Source organism: Companilactobacillus jidongensis (genome assembly GCF_003946575.1).
Classification (GTDB): Bacteria; Bacillota; Bacilli; order Lactobacillales; family Lactobacillaceae; genus Companilactobacillus; species Companilactobacillus jidongensis.
In genome coordinates this window covers 1-22,394 of sequence record NZ_RHOP01000020.1, presented here as the reverse complement: position 1 = coordinate 22,394, position 22,394 = coordinate 1, and the positions used below count along the sequence as shown (strand labels likewise).

Below are 22,394 nucleotides of genomic sequence, written 5' to 3'. Positions count from 1 at the left end.
CTCCCTTTAATCCTAAGATAACATTATAAAACTCTATATAATACATTCTTATATCGTTATGCCAACATCGCATACTGATAATATATTTTTGGTATACAAAAAGCCCTACCACATGCGGTAGAGCCTTTTTATTTACTAAAATAATCCTTGAATTGAACTCCAAACAATCTGTAAATTCAAAACTGTCAATATAACTGTGCATGACCAGGCGAGTATCGTGATCCACATTTTATTAGCGAATCTCTTGCCCATGATCTTCTTTGAACTAGTAAAAATTGTCAATGGAATCATTGAAATAGGAAGTGCAACTGACAAGAATACTTGTGAGTTAACCAGCAAGCTATCAAGTGCCGTCTCCTTACCACCGTACATGATTGTACAAATGAGAACAGGAATGACTGAGAGTAATCTAGTTACCAGACGACGTGCCCAAAGTGGCATCTTCATGTGAATAAAGCCTTCCATAACAATTTGTCCTGTTAAAGTTCCGGTAATAGTGGAATTTTGACCTGATGCTAATAATGCCACCGCAAACAGGATCGAAAGAATTGGTGATGCAACGGCGCCTGCCATTTTAGGATTCTGTAATGCGGCATACAAATTACCAAATGTTCCCAATTGTTCAGTTGGTTTGCCAAAGAACATTGCAGCACCAAGTAATAATAGTAAACAATTGACAATAAATGCTCCACCTAATTGAATATTTGAATCCCAAGTTGTGTACTTAACTGCTTTAGCAACATCATCTTCATTACTGTGATCGAACTTACGTGTCTGAGAAATTGATGAGTGTAAGTACAAATTATGAGGCATAACAGTGGCTCCAACAATACCTAATGCCATTGTTAATTCACCAGGATGCATGATTTTTGGTTGTGGAATGAAACCAGCCATAGCTTCTGCCATATTTGGTTTTGCAATTGCCACCTCATACAAGAAGACTACTAGTATGACTATGATCAGACAGACAACGATGGCTTCGATTTTTCTGAAACCCAATTTAGTTAACAATAATAATATCAATACATCGAATACTGTGAGTGAAACGCCAATGACTAATGGTAATCCAAATAATAACTCTAGAGAAATAGCGCCTCCGATAACTTCAGCAATATCAGTTGCCATGATTGCTAATTCCGTGGTTATCCACAAGACGATACCTAAGGTCTTACCCGTATGAGCCCGTGTCGCTTGAGCCAGATCCATTTGTGTAACTATTCCCAGTTTAGCCGCCATATATTGCAATAACATGGCGATTAAACTCGAAATCAGAATAACAGACATCAATAAATATCCATATTCTGCACCACCACCGATAGATGTTACCCAGTTACCTGGATCCATGTAGCCTACTGCTACCAGAGCACCAGGTCCTGAGAATGCCATCAGATTCTTCCAAAAGTTATTACCCTTGGGAATATCGACCGTGCTATTTATCTCTTCAAGTGAAGGTCCATTAGCATAGTGAATCAACTTTTCTTTTTTTGAAGCCGTTACGATATCTTTCATCTTCTTTGCCTCCTATGACCACATAATAAGGCGATTCATTCGGAAGTAAAGTATTTAGTTAGGTCTTCCTAAATATCTATAAATATTTATGTCAAAATAAAAATGGTCGACCACTTCCAAAACAAGCGGTTGACCATTTCTTTTAATTTACATTAACAATTATTTAACTAATTTATCCCAAATGACGATTTGTCTATCAGCCAATGACTTCTTAACATCAATAATTCTTTGATTAGAACTTCCTCTAAATTGTAATGTTAGATCCATTTTATCTTTGAGAAAACGTCCATCGACCAGAATATCGATCAGTGACAACAATTCCAATTTATCATCAGAATCCTTTTGTAGTTCTTCCCAAGTGTAGCCAGACCAGGACCAAATATCTTTGGTATCACCAAATTCTTGACGAACTCTCTTACATAATTTTAAACAAACTTGAGTATTAATAAATGGTTCTCCACCCAAAAGTGTCAGGCCTTGAACATAATCCTTACTCATATCCGTTATGATTTGATCTTCCAATTCCTGTGTATATGGCTTACCATAGCGAAAATTCTGAGCGGCCACGTTATAACAACCGGGACATTTAAATGGACAGCCGCTTACATACAAACTACAACGAACGCCTTCTCCATCCACAAAATTAAACGGTTTATAATCAGCAATATATTGTTGACTAAGATTCTTCGCTAACCATTCTTTAGGAGTCGGATTGTTTGGCTTTCTCGTATCTTGCGGCATTCTCTATCATCTCCGAAGTCATATTTTTCTTACGTGAAGCAATTTCAACATGTCGACCATGAATCATGGGACGTTGTTGAGGATTACCTAAGTAACCACAAGTACGTTTAACAACATCACAGAATTGAGGATCATGATTACCACATTGTGGACATTCAAATCCACGGGCAGTCGCATTGAATTCGCCTTTGAATCCACATTTGAAACATTGATCAATTGAAGTATTCGTGCCTAAATAACCAACGTGATCATAGGCCCAATCCCACACAGCCTCTAAAGCTTTAGGATTTTGTTTCAAATTAGGGTATTCACAGTAGTGGATAAATCCACCAGACGCATAATGTGGAAAAATTTCTTCGAAGGTTAATTTATCAAATGGTGATGGATGCTTTCTAACATCATAGTGGAAACTATTTGTATAGTATTCCTTATCTGTAATATCAGGAATCCGACCAAACTTTTCAATGTCATCACGACAAAATGTATCAGTTAAAGATTCAGCTGGTGTCGAATAAAGACTGTAATGATAGCCACTGGCATCTGCCCAATCACTACACTTATCACGTAATGCACGAACAATACTCTCAGCAAAATCGTGTGCTTCCTGATTATCTTCCCATTGATCACCAAAGAACTCTGTACATACTTCATACAGTCCAATATAACCTAGTGAAACGGTAGCACGTTGATTTTTGAATAGTTCATCCACACTGTCAGTGGCCTTGAGACGCTTGCCAAAAGCTCCATACATGTACAATAACGGTGCATTTTCTGGCTTTGCTTCTTTGGTACGTTCAACACGATATTCAAGTGCTGATTTGCAGAGCTTCATCTTCTCTTCAAAAATCTCCCAGAACAAATCCTTATCACCATGGGCCTCAAGAGCAACACGAGGAAGATTGACCGTAACAACACCTAAGTTCATACGACCGGAATTCACCTCTTTGCCATTTTCATCCTTCCATCCTTGTAAGAATGAACGGCATCCCATTGGTGTTTTGAAGCTTCCAGTAATTTCTTTGATCTTGTCGTACATCAAAAGATCCGGATACATCCGCTTAGTCGAACATTCCAATGCAAGCAACTTAATATCATAATTTGGATCTTGTGGGTTCAAGTTTAATCCACGTTTAACGGTAAATGTTAGTTTGGGGAAAATAGCTGTTCGATGTTCTTTACCCAAACCTTTGATTCTAATTTTAAGAATAGATTTTTGAATTTCACGTTCAATCCAGTTAGTACCAAGTCCAAAGTTAATTGTTGTAAATGGTGTTTGTCCTTGTGATGAATATAATGTATTGATTTCATATTCAAGAGCTTGCATAGCATCATAAATATCTTTTTTAGTTTTGGCTTTGGCAAACTCTTCACGTTTATCTTCAACGACCCACTCTTGCGCATCTTTCATATGCTTGTCAAAATTTAATTGTGCATATGGTGCTAACAATTGATCGATTCGATTGGCAGAGCAGCCACCGTATTGTAATGATGCCACGTTGGCGATAATTTGTGACATTTGTGCAGTCGCCGTTTGAATAGATCTAGGTGATGATACCCAAGCATTTCCAATCTTAAAACCATTCGTCAGCATCTCGTCAAAGTCGATCAAACAGCAGTTGGTTTCTGGTGTAACTGGTGAGTAGTCCAGATCGTGCCAATGTAGATCACCTCTTAAGTGTGCTTTGGCAACTAGTTCTGGCAACATTTTAAGACCTAAAGCACGACTAGTGACCCCAGCTTCAAGATCACGCTGTGTATTAAAGATATTACTGTCCTTATTGGCATTTTCGTGGACAATACGTTCATTGTTACCAAACAACTTATTGATATTAGCTTCAACGTTAGTGGCATCTTCAAAGTTCTGTTGCTCAGCTTCAAAATACTCTTGATACTCATCAGCTTGGCCGGCTAGATGGTATTTTTTTAACAATCCGATGATTTCATCATGTAATTGAGATGTCTCAATCACAAAGGAATCCTGATACTTATATACCAAGTCATTCTCAATTTTTTTGATTTTATCTTGATCATCAGTCAATTTATTTAGTACAAATTCGATTTTGTAAGGATAGAAACTAGTTTTATCCCCACATCTTTTTAAAACTGGAATACTCTTCAAAGTATCCAGTATATTTTGAGTTTTTACTTCGTACATATTACACACAACCCTTTTCAAGTGAATGGCTCTATTATATTGGGTAAATATCCTAAAATCAATATCTAGTGGCAGTCGTAATTTGTTTCACACTATATATGGTATGTGTTTTATAGTGATAAAAATATTTTTAAAAAATGTTTCATAAAAACAACCCTAAATTTATCCAAAAAATCAAGACTTAAATTTAGGTAATTATTTTGAATATTTTAATTTTTATGCCAATAATATATAGAAAAGTATTATTCGTTTATCGAAAGTTAAGTGAAATCCATTGACACTGTGTCACTTACCAAATATAATTGCAGCATACATAAAAGTGACACAGTGTCACAAAGGAGGAACCATGGTTTCTAATACTTTTAAGAACCTAGATAACGAAAAACAAACACGTATATTAGATACACTATTAAATGAATTTTCAAATCACACGCTTGCGGATGCACAAGTATCACGCATTGTTAACGAATCCGGTATTGCTCGTGGAGCGTTCTACAAATATTTTGACGATCTTAGAGATGCCTACGAATATCTTTATCATCACGCCCTAAAAGAAATTCACCAAAATATTTCAACTGATACTAGTAAAAAATTAACACCAACGGATTACGTTGAGCAAACCAAAGAATTCGTTAAGAGAAGCACTGACAGTCGTTACTACACCTTAGTAAAAATGCACATGCTCTATAACGAGAGCTTTTTTATTTCCACTTTCAATAATCAATTGATAAATGGAGACGAATACTTCTGGGCAACTCAGATCATGATTCACGATGCCATTAAACAAACAATGATCGACCCACAGTCACAAAAAATGATTTTAAAGAAACTGTCTAATGTCTTGCACGCATTGGCAAAAGAGGATGATTAAATGTTCTTATCAATTAAAGAAATAAAAAAGGAAAAAGTTAGATATGGCTTAATTATCGGCATGATCGTACTTATCTGTTATTTGATTTTTATCCTAACTAGTTTAGCAATGGGATTAGCTCAGCAAAATACTGATGCTATCGATTCATGGAATATCAGTAGCGTTGTACTTGATAAAGATTCCAATACTAGCATGACTCAATCAATGATCACTAAGGACGAGGTAAAAAAGACTAAGATAACTTCCAAAGAAGCTTACATTGGACAAACTGCCGTAGTGGCAAAGAAATCTGGTCGAACTAATGAATCAGCACAATTCCTAGGTCTCAAAGATAATCAATTTATCGCTAAAAACTTAGTATTGTCCTCAGGACACAAAGTAAACAAGTCTGATCAAGTGGTCGTTGATGATAAATTTCAGACTGACGGTTACAAGATTGGTGACAAAATTCAATTCAACTCCAACAATAAAAAATACACAATTGTTGGATTCACCAAAAATGCTAAATTAAATATTGCTCCAGTGGTCTACGGCAACATCTCAACTTGGAAAACATTAAAGAACGGCAACAGCCAAGTTATTGCCAGTGCAATTGTTTCAAAAAACGCCAATTTCAAAACTGCGAACAAACAATTAAAGACCTATTCAATATCTGCCTTTATTTCTAAATTACCAGGTTATTCAGCTCAAAATTCAACCTTTACCTTCATGATTGCTTTCTTGATGATCATATCTCTTATCGTTATAGCGGTGTTCTTGTATATTTTAACAATTCAAAAAATTCAAAATTACGCTGTTTTAAGAGCTCAAGGTATTCCAGCCAAAACTCTTGTTGGAGCAACTATTTCACAATCAATAACACTGGTCGTCAGTGGCTTGTTGATCGGCATCATGTTAACTGCCATAACGGCTATTGCCATGCCTGCCGCGGTTCCAATTAGTTTTAACATACCGATTCTTTCTGCGATTGGTATCGGGCTAGTTTTAACTGGACTATTAGGTTCACTCATTCCCATTAGAATAATCTTACACGTCGACCCAGTCAGTGTAATTGGAGGATAATTTATGACAACTTTACAATTAAACAACATCAACAAATACTTCGGAACAGGTTCTAGTCGGGTTCACGTTCTAAAGGATGTCAATTTCACAGCCCAAAAGGGTGAACTCAATCTAGTTATCGGACCATCCGGTTCTGGTAAGAGCACCTTTTTAACTATTGCTGGCGGATTGCAAACACCATCGACTGGCAATGTTGAACTGGAAGGAAAAGCAGTTAAATCAATGTCCAACAGACAACGTGATGCCATGCGTTTAAACAAAATTGGTTTCGTGTTACAAGCACACAACCTAATCCCCTATTTGACCGTTAAAGAGCAGTTTCAATTAGTCAAAAAAGTTAAGAAAGAACATAATCTAACCAATCTTTCATTAGATGTCTTATTGAAACAACTGGATATTGAAGAATTACAAAATAAATATCCAGGTGAATTATCTGGTGGGCAAAATCAGCGTGTAGCAATCGCCAGAGCACTATATACTCGACCTGATATTGTCTTAGCTGATGAGCCAACCGCTGCCTTAGACAGCGAACGTGTGGCCGAGGTAGGTAAAATTTTTCAAACATTAGCTCGTGAACAAGATACAGCCGTAATCGTCGTAACGCATGACCTACGTTTGATTGAATTTGCGGATAATGTCTATCAAATCATGGATGGACAAATGACACTGAACAATAATATGAAAACAGCATAGAAACTTGTAGTGTGGACTAACACAAAATCACAACTTCTGAGTATAACGTGTTTTGTTACGCTCTCTTTTTTGACCTTGTCGATAGATAAGTAACGCACGCTGACACTAACACACCAAAAGTTACCGCTAGTCGAACTATAAGCAATAATGATGAATCTACTTTGCCGTTGACATTGAAGAAGTCTAAAACATTAACACGGTACATATATCCTAACAAATAAACAATTATCATATAGAACAACTGTTGTGAAATATTACCAACGGCTGATAATTGATATTTAACTAAAAAGGCTCGTTCTGATTCAATCTTCGGATCATTGTATAGTGAATTGTTAAGAATCGAATTATCTGAGCCGACAAATAATGCACATAACAAGATTCCGACGAAGTATGTAATATTAAAGAACGAAAGAATTAATCCCAGTATCAAAAACGGATATCTGAGATTCAAATGTTTCTTGAGAATAAATGGTCCGAATTCAAATCCAGCCAAATAGATCAAGTAAACCGCCAATAAAGTACTAAATCCAAATCGTAGACTACTATCAAAAATCGTATACAACAGTACAAAATTCATAACGATTCCACGATTTATCGAAGCCAGACTCAATGGATATAAATTACGATGAATCTTTAGTTGATACATCAATAGGATCAATAATCCAACTAGTGAAACTACGCCAATACCCAAGTCCCAAACATGCGGAATAGTCTTAAGTCTAGAATAACGAATTGCAAAGACCAGCATAACTAAGATAGTAATGAAGATAACACCAATAATTGAATAGTTCCTGTCATGTTCAGGTAATTTACCGTCATGATAAAAGCTGATTTTGTTTTTCATTGTGTAACTTCCATACAATGAAATGGCGAAAAAGACAGCTAACAAAACAAAGGCTACGTTATAGCTACTGTACTTAACCGAAAGCCATTCAACTAATCCTAGAATTACCATTGCCACTAATGAACCTTGCCAATGAAGCTTGGTTATATGAAAGTCATTAATGATCTTACCTTTGGTCCTGACTGTCAAAAAATACGGCCAGATCCAACTTGAGGCTAATCCTAAAAGTATCCCGCCCAAGATACCAAAAACAGGATTCAAGGCACCAACTATCAACACTGAACCAACTATTCCGAACAGATTAGATACTATCAACATTGTGCTTGCTGAAAATGGTATATAAACCGTTAATAACATTCCGATGGAACGAAATGTATACAGCATTAAGAACGGTAAGACATACGCCGCTATATTTTTATTATTGTTGTACAAAGACAGACAAAAGAAATACGGTATCACCACGCCTACATTGGCAAATAGATTCAACACACCTTCAGAAAAAATTTCAAAAGTTTTTCTCAATTTAAGACTCCTGTTGTAAAAGCAATTTAATAGTAGTTTAAATCATTATTAGATATTTACGCAAATAAAAAAATTATGGCTGTATAGGGTGTTTCCAAAATTAAATATTACTTTGGAAAATTTTTGATTTCTAGCCGGAACATCCTCAATAACTAACTAGATTTTACTTGATCCCGGCGATATAACAACATTGCATAATAACTACCAACAATAACAATGAATATTGCAGCAATCCAAATAGTCCGAACTCCAAATAGTAATTGAAGTAATGCCGAAATGATTGCTCCTCCAGCAAAACCAAAAACTAACTCAATATAAATTAACGCTGTTCTTAAACTCGAAATATCGTGGTCAGTACCAAACATGTAATCAGAAAGACTGTTAATCGACTTCTTCAAATTACCAGTTGAAAAGACATTATTATAGCTATTCCCTTCAATTTTACTAAATGAAGCTGTTTGCATTGCCATTACCAATGCTAGCGGTGGTGTTATATAGAGATTAGGTACTGACTTAGGTAAAAAGCCAATAACTAAACATGCTGTTAATTCTGCCACTAAGAATGGTAAACGCCAATAGTGCGAACGACGATTTGAGTTTCTAAAATACCCGACAATAAAAATACCAATAACAAAAAATATCATAGTCATTAACTTAGTAAATGCACTCGGTAAATTTCTCTGAGCTATATCAACACTTAGAAAAATAATATTTCCAGTTTGACCAGCAGCTAAAACTCGCCCCCGTGAAACAAATGTATAGGCATCGATGAATCCACCGATAAAAGTTAATCCAATTGCAATTTCACGCAATTGAAAAAGATGATGTGCTTCATATCGTTTCAAAATTATTACCTCATCAAAAAAATAGAGAATCCCTATGGAATCCTCTACTATTATAAACTTCTGAATTAAATTACCAACCTAACCAAAGCCATTGCCGCAATACCGACAACAACAGTTTTCATTAGGTCCTTAAGCCAAACAGCCGTTATAACGGTTGGGATTAGAGCAATAACCACATCCCACTTAGGCGTTGCAAGACTACCAGCTTTTGCATTAAAAACAGTCTCCAATAACAATGCACACAGTATTGATAATGGTAAATACTGTAAGAATCTAGTTACAATGGCGGGAAACTTGACCATCTTACCCAGAATAAATGGTGTAATACGTGGTATCCAAGTTACCAAGGCACTACCAATTAATAGCAATAAAACACTTTTACTTATCATATGCTAAGCCTCCTACCAAACAACCCAAAAGTGCTGAAATAATCACAGCTAGTGAAGAACTTACAAATGACAATAGAATATACAAACTGACAACCACTGTCGCAACAACCATAATTGACTTTTTCATATTCTTAGACAGCTCCCATTCGAACTGCGTTAAGAACAAACCGACAAACATGGCTGTCAACGCAAAATCTAAACCAAATTGTTCTGGATTACTAATGAAGTTGCCAACTAATCCACCCAAAAAAGTTGCAACGATCCAAGTAAGATAGGCCGTAACATTCAAGCCTTCCATCCAACGTAATGAGAAGTGTTTTTCTTGTGCAACTGTCGTTGAAAAGACCGCAAATGATTCATCAGTTAACAGCGAACCAACTGAAATGTTACTCAATAATGACTCTTCACGGAAGTGTGGACTAGCCGTCATACTCATCAATAAGTGTCTGAGATTAACTAAGAACACCGTCATAACGATACCAGTAATTGACGTATTCGCCAATAATAAGCCACACATAACAAACTGTGAGCTTCCTCCGTAAACAATGGCAGACATAAGTGTTATTTCAAACAAATTCAAATGTGAATTTATGCCAACAATTCCAAATGAAAATCCAATTCCTAAATATCCTAGTACTGTTGGCAAACAACTTCTAACTCCATCCCTAAATGTTGTGTAACCTGTATCGGTCTCTACTTCCTCCATATACGTCACCCCTCTATAATTCCTTTAAAACATAAAAAAGCCCCGTAAGGTGGCATATTCTCCATGCTACCAAACAAGACCCAATTAATAAATACTATCATTTAACTTCAACAAGATCATCAGCAACTAATCTTTCAGCGATTTGTACTGTATTCCATGCAGCACCCTTTAGTAGGTTATCTGAGACAACCCACATGTTGAATGCGCCTTTGTTTTCAAGATCTGGACGAATACGACCAACATATGTATCACGCTTGCCAGTTGCATTAATTGGTTGTGGATATACTTGGTGTTCAGGATCATCTTGAAGAACTGCACCAGGAGCCTCGTCGATCAACTTACGAATAGCTTCGACACTCGCATTCTCCTTATCTTCAACTTCGATATAGATTGATTCACCATGACTGATTGGAACAGGAACACGGACACATGTGGCTGTAACCTTGATCTTAGGATCATCCATGTCACCAAGCATAATCTTCTTTGTTTCATGAATCATCTTCCACTCTTCATGTGAATAGAGATTATCTTCCAGCACATCGATTTGTGGCAACAAGTTAAATGCTAATGGATAATGCTCCTTATCCCCAGCTGTTGGAAAAATATCAGCTGACATTTCTTTGCCATCTAAATAGTCTTGAGCTTCACTATACAATTCATTCAAAGCACTTTGACCAGCTCCAGATGCAGCTTGATATGTTGACACAATAATCTGCTTCAAACCAAAAGCTTTTCTGATTGGTTCTAGTGCAACCATCATTTGAATTGTGGAACAATTAGGATTAGCTATAATACCATGATGATTATAGAGAGCTTTTTCATTAACTTCGGGTACAACTAATGGAACATCAGGTTCCATTCTGAATGCACTAGTGTTATCAACACAAACAGCACCACGCTTAACTGCTTCAGGTAACAATTTCTTTGAAACTGATCCACCAGCAGATGCAAGTACAATATCTACACCCTCGAACGATTCAGGTTTAGCTTCTTCAACAACAACGTCTTCACCCTTGAATTGAAGCTTTTTGCCAGCTGATCGGCTTGATGCCAACAATTTTATCTTTGATACAGGAATTGTTGACTGCTCCAATTGTTGAATTAGACGAGTTCCCACGGCACCCGTTGCACCTAAAATAGCTACTTCATAACCTTCACTCATAATATTCATCCTTTATATCTTAATTTAGTTTTCTAATGATTCTGTGAACGCACGTAGACGTTTCATTGCTTCTTGAATATCTTCCATTGATGATGCGTAAGACATTCTGAAGTGATTTTCCCCACCCTTACCAAAGGCCGAACCTGGTGTAACACCAACTTTTCCTTCTTCAGCAAGTTTTGTAGCAAATTCAACATCATTCAAGCCAAATTTTTCAGGAATAGCTGAAAATGTGTAAAATGCTCCTTCTGGTAATAATGTCTTATATCCAATATCATTCAGTTGTTCAACGATGTAGTCACGACGTTCTTGATAGATCTTACGCATTGCAATTGGATCATCAATACCATTTTCCAATGCTTCTTGAGCAGCATATTGGGCTGGATTTGATGGAGCCGTTACAGTATATGCGTGCATCTTACCGGCATTAACTACGAAATCAGCGGGTGCAGCTACGTAACCGATACGGTAACCGGTCATTGCATGTGATTTTGATAGTCCATTGATCAAGATTGTCTTACCAGGAAGTAATTTAGCAAGAGAAACATGCTTACGACCATATGTTAGTTCAGCATAAATTTCATCCGATAAAACATACATTGGTTTGTCTTTGATAACATCAGCGATTTCTTTTAATTGATCTTCTGAATAGACATAACCTGTCGGGTTACCAGGGAAGTTTAAAATCAATGCCTTAACATTGTCCTCTCCTTCTCGTTCAATAACTTCAGCTAGCTTCTTACCAGTTAAGCGGAAATTGTCAGGAGTTGTGTCAACTTGAATAGGAATTCCACCTAGAACTTTGATGATTGGCAAGTAGAGTGCAAATGTAGGTGTTGGAACAATGATTTTGTCACCAGGGTTGATGATGGCCGCTAGTGATACAAAGACCGCTTCAGTGGCACCAATTGTAACGATAACTTCATTTTCTGGATCGTATTCAACATCATATTGTTGCTTCAAGTAACTTGATACGGCTTTTCTAAGTCCCATTGTTCCGCGTTGCTCTGAGTAGTGGGAATCATTATCCTGAATACTCTTAATAGCTGCTTGCTTAACATGTTCGGGTACATTAAAATCTGGTTCACCCAATGTCAATTTGATAATTCCAGGAATCTTAGCGAATTTCTGTGCGAAAAATCTAATCTGTGAAATTCCCAACGGTGCGATTGTTTCATTTACAACATTTTTAACAGATGAATCTAATTTTGGCATAACGTACTCTCCTATTTTCTTTTGTATATATATACTATAGCAAAAATTCTTATTTAATTAGTTTTTTTGTAATAATTTATCTGTAAATTTTGCGAGACGTTTCATACCTTCTTTAATATCTTCCATTGAGGTTGCATATGAAATTCTGAAGTAACCCTCACCGGCATCACCAAAGGCGTCACCAGGGATAACACCGACTTTTCCTTCTTTAGCTAGCTTTAAACAGAAATCGTTTGAATTCAAACCAGTTCCTGCGGGAATCTTAGGAAATACATAGAAAGCACCATCTGGCTTGATTGTCTCGTAACCCATATTGTTCAAAGCATCAACGATATAGTCACGACGTATCTTGTACGTTTTGCGCATTTCAACAGGATCTTCATGGCCATTCTTCAACGCTTCTTCTGCAGCAAATTGTGCTGGATTTGAAGGACATGTAATAGCAAATGAGTGAACGTTAGCAGCTTGTTCAACAAATCCCTTAGGTGCAGCAATGTAGCCAATACGGTAACCAGTCATTGCATGTGACTTGCTTAGTCCATTGATCAAAATAGTTTGACCTGGTAAAACGCTAGCAAATGAGACATGTTTTTCACCGTAGACTAACTGACTGTATATCTCATCAGAGATGACATATATTCCCTTGTCACGAACAACATCAGCTAACGCTTCCAATTCAGCTTTAGTGTAGACAACTCCAGTTGGATTTCCAGGATAGTTGATGATCAATGCCTTAGCCGCTGGACCTTCTTCATCAATAACCTTAGCTAATTTTTCAGGAGTAATCTTGAAGCCATCATCTGAGGTATCGACTTCAACTGGAACACCACCAACTAGTTTGATATCGTCCATATACATTGAGAATGTTGGTGTTGGCACAATAACCTTTTCACCAGGATTAAGAATCGTATAAAGAGAAGTGAAGATAGCTTCAGTAGCACCAATAGTTACAATCACTTCTGTTTCAGGATCGTATTTAACACCGTAGTCAGTGGCTAAGTAATTACTGATAGCCTCACGCAATCCAAGGATTCCTTTTTGTGGTGTGTAATGTGATTGATTATCGTTGATACTCTTAATTGCCGCTTGTTTGGCATGTTCTGGAACATTGAAGTCTGGTTCACCCAAGGTTAATTTGACAATTCCTGGGATTCCAGCAATTTTAGAGTTGAAGGCAAGAATTTTATTGTCTCCAAAAGGTTTGACTAATTCGTTTTCAATATTTGCTACACTCTTTGCTAATTCTGGCATATGAACATCTCCGTTAAATAATTTTTTCTAATCCAATAATTAATTCATTACTTTTTATAACTTCATTAATAGCTAATTGAACACCTTTCATGAATGATTCACGATCGGTCGTACTCTGTTTGATAACCAAATTCTCACCAGTGCTTCCGAAGATTACCTCTTCATCAGCAATGAAACCTGGTAAACGAATCGCATGAATCTTAATACCATGATAATCGCCACCACGTGTTCCTAGTGGATCGGACTCATTAGGGTTCTCTGACTGGTCTTTTTGTTGAACTTCATGGATCAACCGTGCTGTATTCAATGCCGTTCCTGAAGGAGAATCGAGCTTATCTTGATGGTGAGTTTCAACAATTTCAGTCTGGTCAAAATACTTAGCGGCCACTTGAGCAAATTTCATCATTAATACCGCTGAGATTCCAAAGTTTGAGGCAATGATACCACCAACTTTTTTGCTATCAGCCAATGATTTCAATTCATTAACTTGCTCTTCACTCAAACCACTAGTTCCAATGACTGGACGATAACCATGTTCAATCGCAAATTTAGTATTGTCAAAAACGGCTTTTGGAATACTGAAGTCGACCCAAATGTCAGCATCTACATCAATTTGTGTTAAGTCATTGTAGATCTTGACTGAATCATCTAATCCATAAGTTGCTGGCGAAAGATCTTTCACAATAGGATTAAACGCTCCTACCAACTGAAAATTTTCATTATCGTTAACCATTTTAACGGCCTTTTGACCCATAGAACCACTGAATCCGGACACGATTATTTTTATCACTTGATTACCTCCTGAATATTTAATTTATTGAATAACACATCTTTTTCTTCATCGTTCAATGAAAGAATTGGTAAACGGCATCCGCCAACATGATAACCTATCTCGTTTAAGGCTGCCTTAGTTGGTGATGGTGATGGATACATGAATAATGCAGCCATCTTAGGAGTTAATTCACGTTGAATAGCACCTGCTGCTTTGTAATCTCCAGCATCCAATCGTTGATACATTTCACTCATCAGTTCACCGTAAACATGTGAGGCAACTGAGACAACACCATTGGCACCAAGAACCTTTGCGTACAGTGCTTGAGCATCTTCACCACTATAAACTGCAAATTCATCGGCGGTATGTTCAACAATATATTCCAAATCGGCAATCGTATTACATTGCTTTACTCCGGCAATATTAGGATACTTCGACAATTCAACAACTGTCTCTTTTTCCATCAAGACACCAGTTCTACCGGGAATATTATAGATAATTACTGGCAAAGGAACATTATCAGCAACTGTTTGAAAATGAGCAATCATCCCTCGTTGATTAGGTTTGTTGTAATAAGGAACAACTACCAAGGCAGCATCGATACCCTTGATTTCAGCAACCTTGTTAGTGAAGTCGATCGTACCCTGTGTACTGTTACTACCAACTCCAGCAATTATAGGAACACGACCATTTACGATTTCAACAAAATGTGAATAAAGTGATAATTTTTCGTCTTCTGTTAAAGTTGGAGTTTCACCAGTAGTACCACCGATAACAAATCCTTTGCTACCTGTATCTAATAAATGATTCGTTAAAATTTCTAGTGCATTATAATTAATTTCTTTTGCATCATCCGTAAATGGGGTGACAATTGCGGTCATTAAATCTACATTTTCTAACATCTAATTTTCCTCCGAGTTCATTCGGTAATTTAAAAAGCCAGTAAATGCTGCAATACCATCTTTAATCGCCTTTTCATTTGGTAAAAAGTCTGCTGAATGCAATGATCCTGGACTATCGACTCCTAACCAGAACATGGTTCCGGGAATCTTATTCAATAAGTAACCGAAGTCTTCACCGGTCATTGCTGGTGCCATATCTTGGTACTTGGCATCTGATTGCTTCATATAATTAATAAATCGAGTCGTTAATTCAGAATTATTTTCTACTGGATAATATCCACCCTGATTAAACTCTAGATTGATCTTAGCATTGAATGACAATTCCAATCCGTGGGCTACTTCCACAATACGTTGACGAATGAACTCAATCATGTCTTGAGTTAAACCACGAATGGTTCCTTCAATCCTTGCTGTACCAGCGATGATATTTCTGATTGTGCCAGACTCAAGCTTACCAAAAGTAATAACTCCGCATTTTGTTGGATCAATATTTCTGGAAATAATCGTCTGTACCTGTGTAATAAAATTAGCCGCTATAACGACTGCATCATTGGCTTCGTGTGGATATGCTGCATGGCCGCTAGTTCCATGAATTATAACGTTCACCTCAGTCGTTCCAGCAAACAGCGTTCCGTTTCGGCATCCGATGACACCAGATGGTAAATCGGCATTGTCGTGCAAGCCGTAGAATTCATCTACCTTATATTCACCGCTGAATACTCCAAGATCATAAGCTTGTCGGCCTCCACTTTCACTTTCTTCAGCTGGTTGGAAGAAGAACACCAGATCATCTTTTGGTTGATGTTCTGAATAATAATTTAGAATCCCTAGCGCAACGGTCATATGTAGATCGTGACCGCACGCATGCATGACTCCTTGATGCTTGGATGCATATGCTAATCCATTGTTCTCAGTAACTGGTAAGGCATCCATGTCAGCTCGATAGCCAATCGTTCGTTGTGGATCGATACCATTAACTTTGACTAACAAGGCAGTTGGTAATTCTGGGATTTCTTTTAATTTCAAATAATCTTGTTTAAAAGCTTTGATAACTTGCAATAAATATTTATGTGTCTCTGTTTCATGTAACGCCAATTCTGGTATTTGATGAAAGTTTCGTCTGATCTGGATCAGTTCAGCTTCAGATAAAGTCATAATTACAACTTCCTTAAAGTACTTTCGATGTGTGTCTTATCGGTTGTTTGTTGATCTTTTACCTTGATGACTTTGGCAGGTACTCCGACAACAACCTCATTAGGCGCAACATTCTTAGTAACAACAGCCCCAGCTCCGACAACCGCATTATCACCAACTTGAACTCCCTCTAGAACAACAGCATTAGCACCTACAGTGACATTATTTCCAATTCTGACAGGATCAGCTGAAGCTGGTTCGATCACACCCGCAAGAACTGAATTGGCACCTATATGAGAATTTTCTCCAACGATGGCACGGCCACCAAGAACTGCCCCCATATCGATCATACTTCCTTTGCCAATTTCAGCACCAATATTTATCACGGCTCCCATCATAATAACGGCATTGTCACCAATTTCGACTTGATCACGAATGATAGCTCCTGGTTCAATACGAGCATTGATACCTTTGATATCCAGCATGGGAACAGCTGAATTTTGTGCAACTGTTTCAATGTAATAATCATCAACTTGATTTAATAATGGTTGAATTTCTGAATAATCACCGACCAAGACACCAGTTGAATCATTCAAGAAGGACTTAACACTAGCTGGAACCTCAAGTTTAGCAACATCACCTTTAACAAAAACCTTAACTGGTGTTACCTTCTTAGAATTTCCAATATAATTAATAATTTCTTCAGCATTCATCTTGCTCATCGTACTTCCTCCAATTTTTTCAACCTATTATATATACGTAAATTTTATAAGTAATCTAAATCTAATTTGGTTAAATCATCAAATGATTCTCGCTTAACAACTAATTTAGCTTTACCACCTTCAGCAAAGACAACTGCTGGACGTGGATTACGATTATAGTTTGATGCCATCGAATATCCATAAGCTCCGGTATCTAGCATCGCTAACACATCACCTGGTTGCACATCTGGTAGTTGCACAGAGTCTATCAAGATGTCGCCTGATTCGCAATACTTACCAGATACATGAACATCTTGTGTAAGTTTAGCACCCATTTTGTTAGCAACTACTGCTTCATACTTAGCTTGATACAATGCTGGTCTAATGTTGTCTCCCATGCCTCCATCAACATTGATATATGACTTGAGATTAGGAATATCTTTGTGAGATCCAATAGTATACAAGTTGTACCCAGCTGGTCCAACAAGTGAACGACCAGGTTCAATCCAGATTTCAGGTAATGATAAACCATCTTTATGTATGTCCTCTTTGACAACTTCAGTAATTTGTTTGATGAAGACATCGGCTCCAATTGGTTCATCTTCAGCTGTATAACTAATTCCAAAACCACCGCCAAGATTTAGAACTTGTGGTGTAAAATTATATTTTTGATGCCAGTTATTAGAGATTTCTACCATTTTGTGTGCTAGCATCGTAAAGCCTTCGATTCCAAAAATCTGTGAACCAATATGTGCGTGAATACCGATCAAATTCATGTTGGAATTCTTAAGCACTAACTGAAGCGCCTTTTCAGCTTGTCCAGATTCAACATCGAATCCAAATTTACTATCAACTTGTCCAGTTTGATCATACTTATGTGTGTGAGCTGAAATTCCAGGTGTTAGTCGCAACATTACGTTAATTGAAGTATTTTTTTCATTTAATACTTTTTCTAATAATTTAATCTCATAGAAGTTATCGATAATAACAACACCGATGTGATTATCAACTGCCATTTCTAGTTCTTCCAACGATTTGTTATTACCGTGAAAACTAATCTTATCAGCTGGAAAACCGGCCTTCAAAGCTGTAAATAATTCTCCTCCAGAAACAACATCCGTGTGGAGATGCTCTTGTTTCAAAACCTGATACATGGCTACAGTAGCGAAAGCCTTACTTGCATAACTGATTTCATATTTAAAACCACTTTGCTCAAAACTTGCTCGGAAGCTATTGATTGTTTGACGAATTTGTTCAACATCATAAACAACCAATGGAGTTCCATACTTATGTGCTAATTCAACACTGTCGACACCGCCAATAATCAAATGTCCATTAGAACTCTTCAATTCACTACTAATCATATTTTTAAACAACCTTTCTTTTCTGGAGAGATGGGATAAAAAAAGACCCCTTTGCTTGAAACAAAGAGATCCAAAATTAAAAGTTATTCTGCATCATAATTGTCTAAGCGCACCGCAGCGACGTTTTGCTGCGACAGTTCGTGTCATCTTATTAACACGTCCCAGCACATCGGATCCTGCCAATCCGACGCTTCGGCAACGTCCCCTTTCAATAAGTTCAATGCCATGCAGTGACTCCCTTATTTACTAATGTCAGTTGCGACCTCTTTTGTTTTGTTGTTAAAAGATTATAACAACTCTAATAATTCGTCAAGGTAAATTAACCATTTTCACGATTTTTTCTAATTTTTTAAACATTTATCTTGTTTTAAAGCATAAAAATGCTAAACTCTACATTAAAAATGTATTAATGTTTCAAATAATTAATGAGGTGATTGATGTGAAAGTCGTCAAGTTTGGCGGTAGTTCCCTAGCAGATGGTGAACAGTTCCAGAAGGTTATAGATATTGTAAGTAGTGATAAGGATCGAAAAGTCGTAGTCACATCCGCACCAGGCAAACGATTTGATGGAGATATCAAAGTTACTGATCTATTGATCAAATATGCAACTGAAGTTTTAAATAAAGAAGAATATAAAGATACATACAACAAAATAGTAGATCGATACAAAGAAATTTGTGATTATTATAAATTAGATCCTGAAACATTAGAAATAATTCAAAAAAAGCTTACAGATTTGGCCACTGAAAAGTTCACAGATAATGATCATCTAATGGCAGCATTCAAAGCACATGGCGAATATTTGAACGCTATCACCTTGGCTGCAGTCCTAAATCATGAAGGTATCAAAGCTAAGTTCATGAATCCTAAGGAAGTCGGCTTTTTACTAGGTGGATCACCAAATAATGCTGATGTTTTACCAGAAACATATGCTAACTTGGCAAAATATCAATTTGACGATGTGAAAATTATTTTTCCAGGATTCTTCGGCTACAGTAAAGATGGTTCAATCTATACCTTCACCCGTGGCGGTTCTGATATCACCGGTGCAATTCTAAGTCGCGGTTTCAAAGCTGATTTGTACGAAAACTTTACTGACGTGGATGCAATATATGTGGCTAATAACCACGTTGTTGATCATCCGCAAGCTATCAAGAAAATGTCCTACCGTGAAATGCGAGAATTATCATATGCTGGCTTCTCAGTTTTTCAAGACGAAGCAATTATTCCTGCCGTTGAAGGACAAGTTCCCGTCAATGTTAAGAATACTAACAATCCAACCGCACCAGGCACAATGATCGTACCATCGCAATTTTTGTTCGATCCTGCCAACTTGATTACTGGTATTGCGAGTTCAAAGCGTTTTTCAGCATTATATATTCACCGCTACTTGTTGAACAAAGAAGTTGGTTTTACGCTAAAACTTCTTCAAATCTTTTACAAATACGGTATTTCATATGAACATATGCCATCAGGAATTGATGACTTAACCGTTATTTTTGATAAGAGTAAACTTGATGATTCAACAATCAAACAATTGTGTGCTGAAATCAGAGCCACAATCAAACCAGATTATTTGGAATGGATCGACGATTATGCAATTATTATGGTAGTTGGTGAAGGCATTGCCCACAACATCAATACAATCGGGTTGATTATTGATTCACTAACACAAAATAACATCGCTGTTCACATGATCAACCAAGGAGCATCGCGCATTTCAATCATGATTGGAACACAAGCAAAAGATGCAAATCGTGCTGTTCAAAATATTTATGATACTTTCTTTAACTAAATAATAATGAGGTGGAAAAAATGGCTCAACTTCTCAAAGTTCATGGATCGGAAAATCAGTTTTTCATCCTAGATCAAACAGACTTGAAAAATCAATTATCTGATGATGAACTCAAACAATTAGCTATTAAACTTTGTAATCCCAAAAATGAGATTTTGAACGGTGCTGATGGACTATTAGTTGTTAACAATTCAAATTTTGATGACTGCCTTGGTCAAATGCGTGTCATTAATGCCGATGGTAGTGAGGCTAAAATGTGTGGTAATGGTTTACGAACGGTCAGTCGCTATCTGTCAGAAAAATTCAATCAAAATTCTTTCAAAGTAGAAACTTTTGAAACTAATCTCGACGTTAAAAAATCTGAAGACCTATACAATAATGTTCCTGCATTTAGTGTTCAGATATCTCCGATTTCATTTGCCAAAGATGATTTGCCATTTGAATATCAAGACAAGTTAGAAATGATCAATGAAAAAGTACCTGAATTTATTAGTAAACAAACTTTTACCGCCGTAGCTGTTCCAAATCCTCACCTAATCAGTTTTGTCGACGAAGTTGATGAAGATGACTTAGGTGAGGTCGGACGAGCTCTCAATGCTCCAAATGCTTATTTTCCTGAGGGTGTCAACGTCAGTTTTTGTGAGATTCTTGATACGAACAAGTTATTCGTTCAAACATATGAACGTGGTGTTGGTTTCACCAACGCTTGCGGAACCGGAATGTCTGCCACTAGTCTAGTCTTTGCATTGTTAAACGATGATTACTTTGATCCTGATAATGACATCACAGTCTACAACCCAGGTGGCATGGTCAAAACTAATATTCAACTTTCAGCACACAAAGAAGACAGTAAAATTCGTTTGATTGGCAACGCCACCTTCACAAACCAAATAGATATCAGCGAAACCGATTTACATTCAGCAGTTTTAGATAATATTGAGATATCAGAAACTGGTGAAGAAAATTCTTATCAGGAATTTGTAAATTCGGTTAATGAAGCATAGGAGTAGCCTTTAGGCTGCTTTTTTTATTGCAGTGATATATTTGTACCATTTAAGAAGAATTATTATGATATGGTAATAATTTGTGTCATACATAAAACGTTTTTAATTAAAGACACGAAAAAAGTCATCAATGAGTTCATTCTCATTGATGACTTTTTAGTAGTGCGCCTAGTAGGAGTCGAACCTACAACCTTCTGATTCGTAGTCAGACACTCTATCCAATTGCGCTATAGGCGCATAGCAATTAATTAACTTACGAATATTATTGTACCATAATATTTTTATTTGTAAGTACTTTTTTTGATTTTTTCTTCATCTTTTTTATTTTACTTACTAAAATTAATCAAAAAATAGAACCTTATTCATGTCGAATAAAGTTCTAAGTATTAACGGAGAGTAGGAGATTCGAACTCCTGATACAGGCAATACCCGTATACATGATTTCCAATCATGCTCCTTCAGCCACTCGGACAACTCTCCATAATTAGGAAAATGGTTATCAGATCTGATTTAATGTTAATTTATATAAAAAAATACATCTAATTCTTGCGAACTAGATGTAATATCTGATGCACCTAGGTTTTTTCCTAAGTATATAACTCCGGATGTCAGACTCGAACTGACGACACCCTGATTAACAGTCAGATGCTCTACCAACTGAGCTAATCCGGAATAATACAGCGTGGCAGCTTCCTATCCTCGCGGGTAGTTTCCCACCAACTACTTTCGGCGTGAAGAAGCTTAACTTCTGTGTTCG

At 36.8% G+C, this 22,394-nt stretch carries 20 protein-coding genes, 3 tRNA genes and 1 riboswitch; of the genes, 5 read left to right on the top strand and 18 right to left on the bottom strand.

Annotated elements, in window-relative coordinates:
* Positions 1–135: 135 nt before the first annotated feature.
* The 3 genes from EKM68_RS11240 to nrdD form a co-directional block, all read right to left on the bottom strand.
* On the bottom strand, positions 136–1,509 hold the full coding sequence (locus EKM68_RS11240; protein ID WP_125590811.1) for an Nramp family divalent metal transporter: 1,374 nt from the start codon (positions 1,507–1,509) through the stop codon (positions 136–138).
* A gap of 159 nt (positions 1,510–1,668) precedes the next feature.
* Positions 1,669–2,250: an anaerobic ribonucleoside-triphosphate reductase activating protein gene (gene nrdG / locus EKM68_RS11235; RefSeq protein WP_125590809.1), complete on the bottom strand. Its 582-nt coding sequence runs from the start codon at positions 2,248–2,250 to the stop codon at positions 1,669–1,671.
* The gene (nrdD, locus tag EKM68_RS11230) at positions 2,210–4,405 is read right to left on the bottom strand and encodes an anaerobic ribonucleoside-triphosphate reductase (RefSeq protein WP_125590807.1); all 2,196 of its coding nucleotides are present in this window, start codon (positions 4,403–4,405) and stop codon (positions 2,210–2,212) included. Before nrdD ends, nrdG begins: the two co-directional genes overlap by 41 nt.
* 346 nt (positions 4,406–4,751) lie before the next feature.
* Here nrdD and EKM68_RS11225 point away from each other — a divergent pair, with 346 nt between their 5' ends.
* Genes EKM68_RS11225 through EKM68_RS11215 form a run of 3 tightly spaced genes read left to right on the top strand, consistent with a single transcriptional unit; the run spans position 4,752 to position 7,031 of the window.
* Positions 4,752–5,276 (top strand): TetR/AcrR family transcriptional regulator, encoded by a 525-nt coding sequence (locus EKM68_RS11225; RefSeq protein WP_125590805.1) that lies wholly within the window; start codon positions 4,752–4,754, stop codon positions 5,274–5,276.
* A complete protein-coding gene (locus tag EKM68_RS11220) occupies positions 5,277–6,338 on the top strand; it encodes an ABC transporter permease (protein ID WP_125590803.1) in 1,062 nt (353 codons plus the stop codon).
* A gap of 3 nt (positions 6,339–6,341) precedes the next feature.
* Positions 6,342–7,031, top strand: a complete 690-nt coding sequence (locus EKM68_RS11215) for an ABC transporter ATP-binding protein (RefSeq protein WP_125590801.1) — start codon at positions 6,342–6,344, stop codon at positions 7,029–7,031.
* Positions 7,032–7,086: 55 nt separating this feature from the next.
* Here the strand turns inward: EKM68_RS11215 and EKM68_RS11210 are convergent, their stop codons facing one another.
* The 12 genes from EKM68_RS11210 to lysA form a co-directional block, all read right to left on the bottom strand.
* Positions 7,087–8,397, bottom strand: a complete 1,311-nt coding sequence (locus EKM68_RS11210) for a hypothetical protein (protein ID WP_125590799.1) — start codon at positions 8,395–8,397, stop codon at positions 7,087–7,089.
* A gap of 152 nt (positions 8,398–8,549) precedes the next feature.
* Complete coding sequence (locus EKM68_RS11205) at positions 8,550–9,242, bottom strand: YoaK family protein (protein WP_125590797.1); 693 nt, start codon at positions 9,240–9,242, stop codon at positions 8,550–8,552.
* Positions 9,243–9,307: 65 nt separating this feature from the next.
* Complete coding sequence (locus tag EKM68_RS11200; protein WP_125590795.1) at positions 9,308–9,631, bottom strand: AzlD domain-containing protein; 324 nt, start codon at positions 9,629–9,631, stop codon at positions 9,308–9,310.
* Complete coding sequence (locus EKM68_RS11195; protein WP_125590793.1) at positions 9,621–10,337, bottom strand: AzlC family ABC transporter permease; 717 nt, start codon at positions 10,335–10,337, stop codon at positions 9,621–9,623. Before EKM68_RS11195 ends, EKM68_RS11200 begins: the two co-directional genes overlap by 11 nt.
* A 97-nt stretch (positions 10,338–10,434) precedes the next feature.
* On the bottom strand, positions 10,435–11,499 hold the full coding sequence (locus EKM68_RS11190; protein ID WP_125590791.1) for an aspartate-semialdehyde dehydrogenase: 1,065 nt from the start codon (positions 11,497–11,499) through the stop codon (positions 10,435–10,437).
* A gap of 24 nt (positions 11,500–11,523) precedes the next feature.
* Complete coding sequence (locus EKM68_RS11185; RefSeq protein WP_125590789.1) at positions 11,524–12,714, bottom strand: aminotransferase class I/II-fold pyridoxal phosphate-dependent enzyme; 1,191 nt, start codon at positions 12,712–12,714, stop codon at positions 11,524–11,526.
* Between the two features lie 57 nt (positions 12,715–12,771).
* On the bottom strand, positions 12,772–13,965 hold the full coding sequence (locus EKM68_RS11180) for an aminotransferase class I/II-fold pyridoxal phosphate-dependent enzyme (RefSeq protein WP_125590787.1): 1,194 nt from the start codon (positions 13,963–13,965) through the stop codon (positions 12,772–12,774).
* Between the two features lie 13 nt (positions 13,966–13,978).
* On the bottom strand, positions 13,979–14,755 hold the full coding sequence (gene dapB, locus EKM68_RS11175) for a 4-hydroxy-tetrahydrodipicolinate reductase (protein WP_125590785.1): 777 nt from the start codon (positions 14,753–14,755) through the stop codon (positions 13,979–13,981).
* Positions 14,752–15,639 carry a 4-hydroxy-tetrahydrodipicolinate synthase gene (dapA, locus tag EKM68_RS11170; protein ID WP_125590783.1) on the bottom strand — a complete coding sequence of 296 codons (888 nt, stop codon included), beginning with the start codon at positions 15,637–15,639 and terminating at the stop codon, positions 14,752–14,754. Before dapA ends, dapB begins: the two co-directional genes overlap by 4 nt.
* Entirely contained in the window at positions 15,640–16,794 is a 1,155-nt protein-coding gene (locus EKM68_RS11165; protein ID WP_125590781.1) for an N-acetyldiaminopimelate deacetylase, read from the bottom strand.
* Positions 16,795–16,796: 2 nt separating this feature from the next.
* Positions 16,797–17,495 carry a 2,3,4,5-tetrahydropyridine-2,6-dicarboxylate N-acetyltransferase gene (dapD, locus tag EKM68_RS11160; protein ID WP_125590779.1) on the bottom strand — a complete coding sequence of 233 codons (699 nt, stop codon included), beginning with the start codon at positions 17,493–17,495 and terminating at the stop codon, positions 16,797–16,799.
* A gap of 44 nt (positions 17,496–17,539) precedes the next feature.
* Positions 17,540–18,838: a diaminopimelate decarboxylase gene (lysA, locus tag EKM68_RS11155; protein ID WP_125590776.1), complete on the bottom strand. Its 1,299-nt coding sequence runs from the start codon at positions 18,836–18,838 to the stop codon at positions 17,540–17,542.
* A gap of 97 nt (positions 18,839–18,935) precedes the next feature.
* Positions 18,936–19,114: riboswitch (Lysine riboswitch) on the bottom strand.
* A 163-nt stretch (positions 19,115–19,277) separates the two neighbouring features.
* Here lysA and EKM68_RS11150 point away from each other — a divergent pair.
* Both EKM68_RS11150 and dapF read left to right on the top strand, forming a co-directional pair.
* Complete coding sequence (locus tag EKM68_RS11150; RefSeq protein WP_125590774.1) at positions 19,278–20,633, top strand: aspartate kinase; 1,356 nt, start codon at positions 19,278–19,280, stop codon at positions 20,631–20,633.
* Positions 20,634–20,653: 20 nt separating this feature from the next.
* The gene (gene dapF / locus EKM68_RS11145; protein WP_125590772.1) at positions 20,654–21,637 is read left to right on the top strand and encodes a diaminopimelate epimerase; all 984 of its coding nucleotides are present in this window, start codon (positions 20,654–20,656) and stop codon (positions 21,635–21,637) included.
* A gap of 163 nt (positions 21,638–21,800) precedes the next feature.
* Here dapF and EKM68_RS11140 read toward each other — a convergent pair.
* The 3 genes from EKM68_RS11140 to EKM68_RS11130 form a co-directional block, all read right to left on the bottom strand.
* A tRNA-Arg gene (locus EKM68_RS11140) sits at positions 21,801–21,874 on the bottom strand.
* A 153-nt stretch (positions 21,875–22,027) separates the two neighbouring features.
* A tRNA-Ser gene (locus tag EKM68_RS11135) sits at positions 22,028–22,117 on the bottom strand.
* A gap of 119 nt (positions 22,118–22,236) precedes the next feature.
* Positions 22,237–22,309: transfer RNA gene (locus EKM68_RS11130), tRNA-Asn, on the bottom strand.
* Positions 22,310–22,394: the final 85 nt, after the last annotated feature.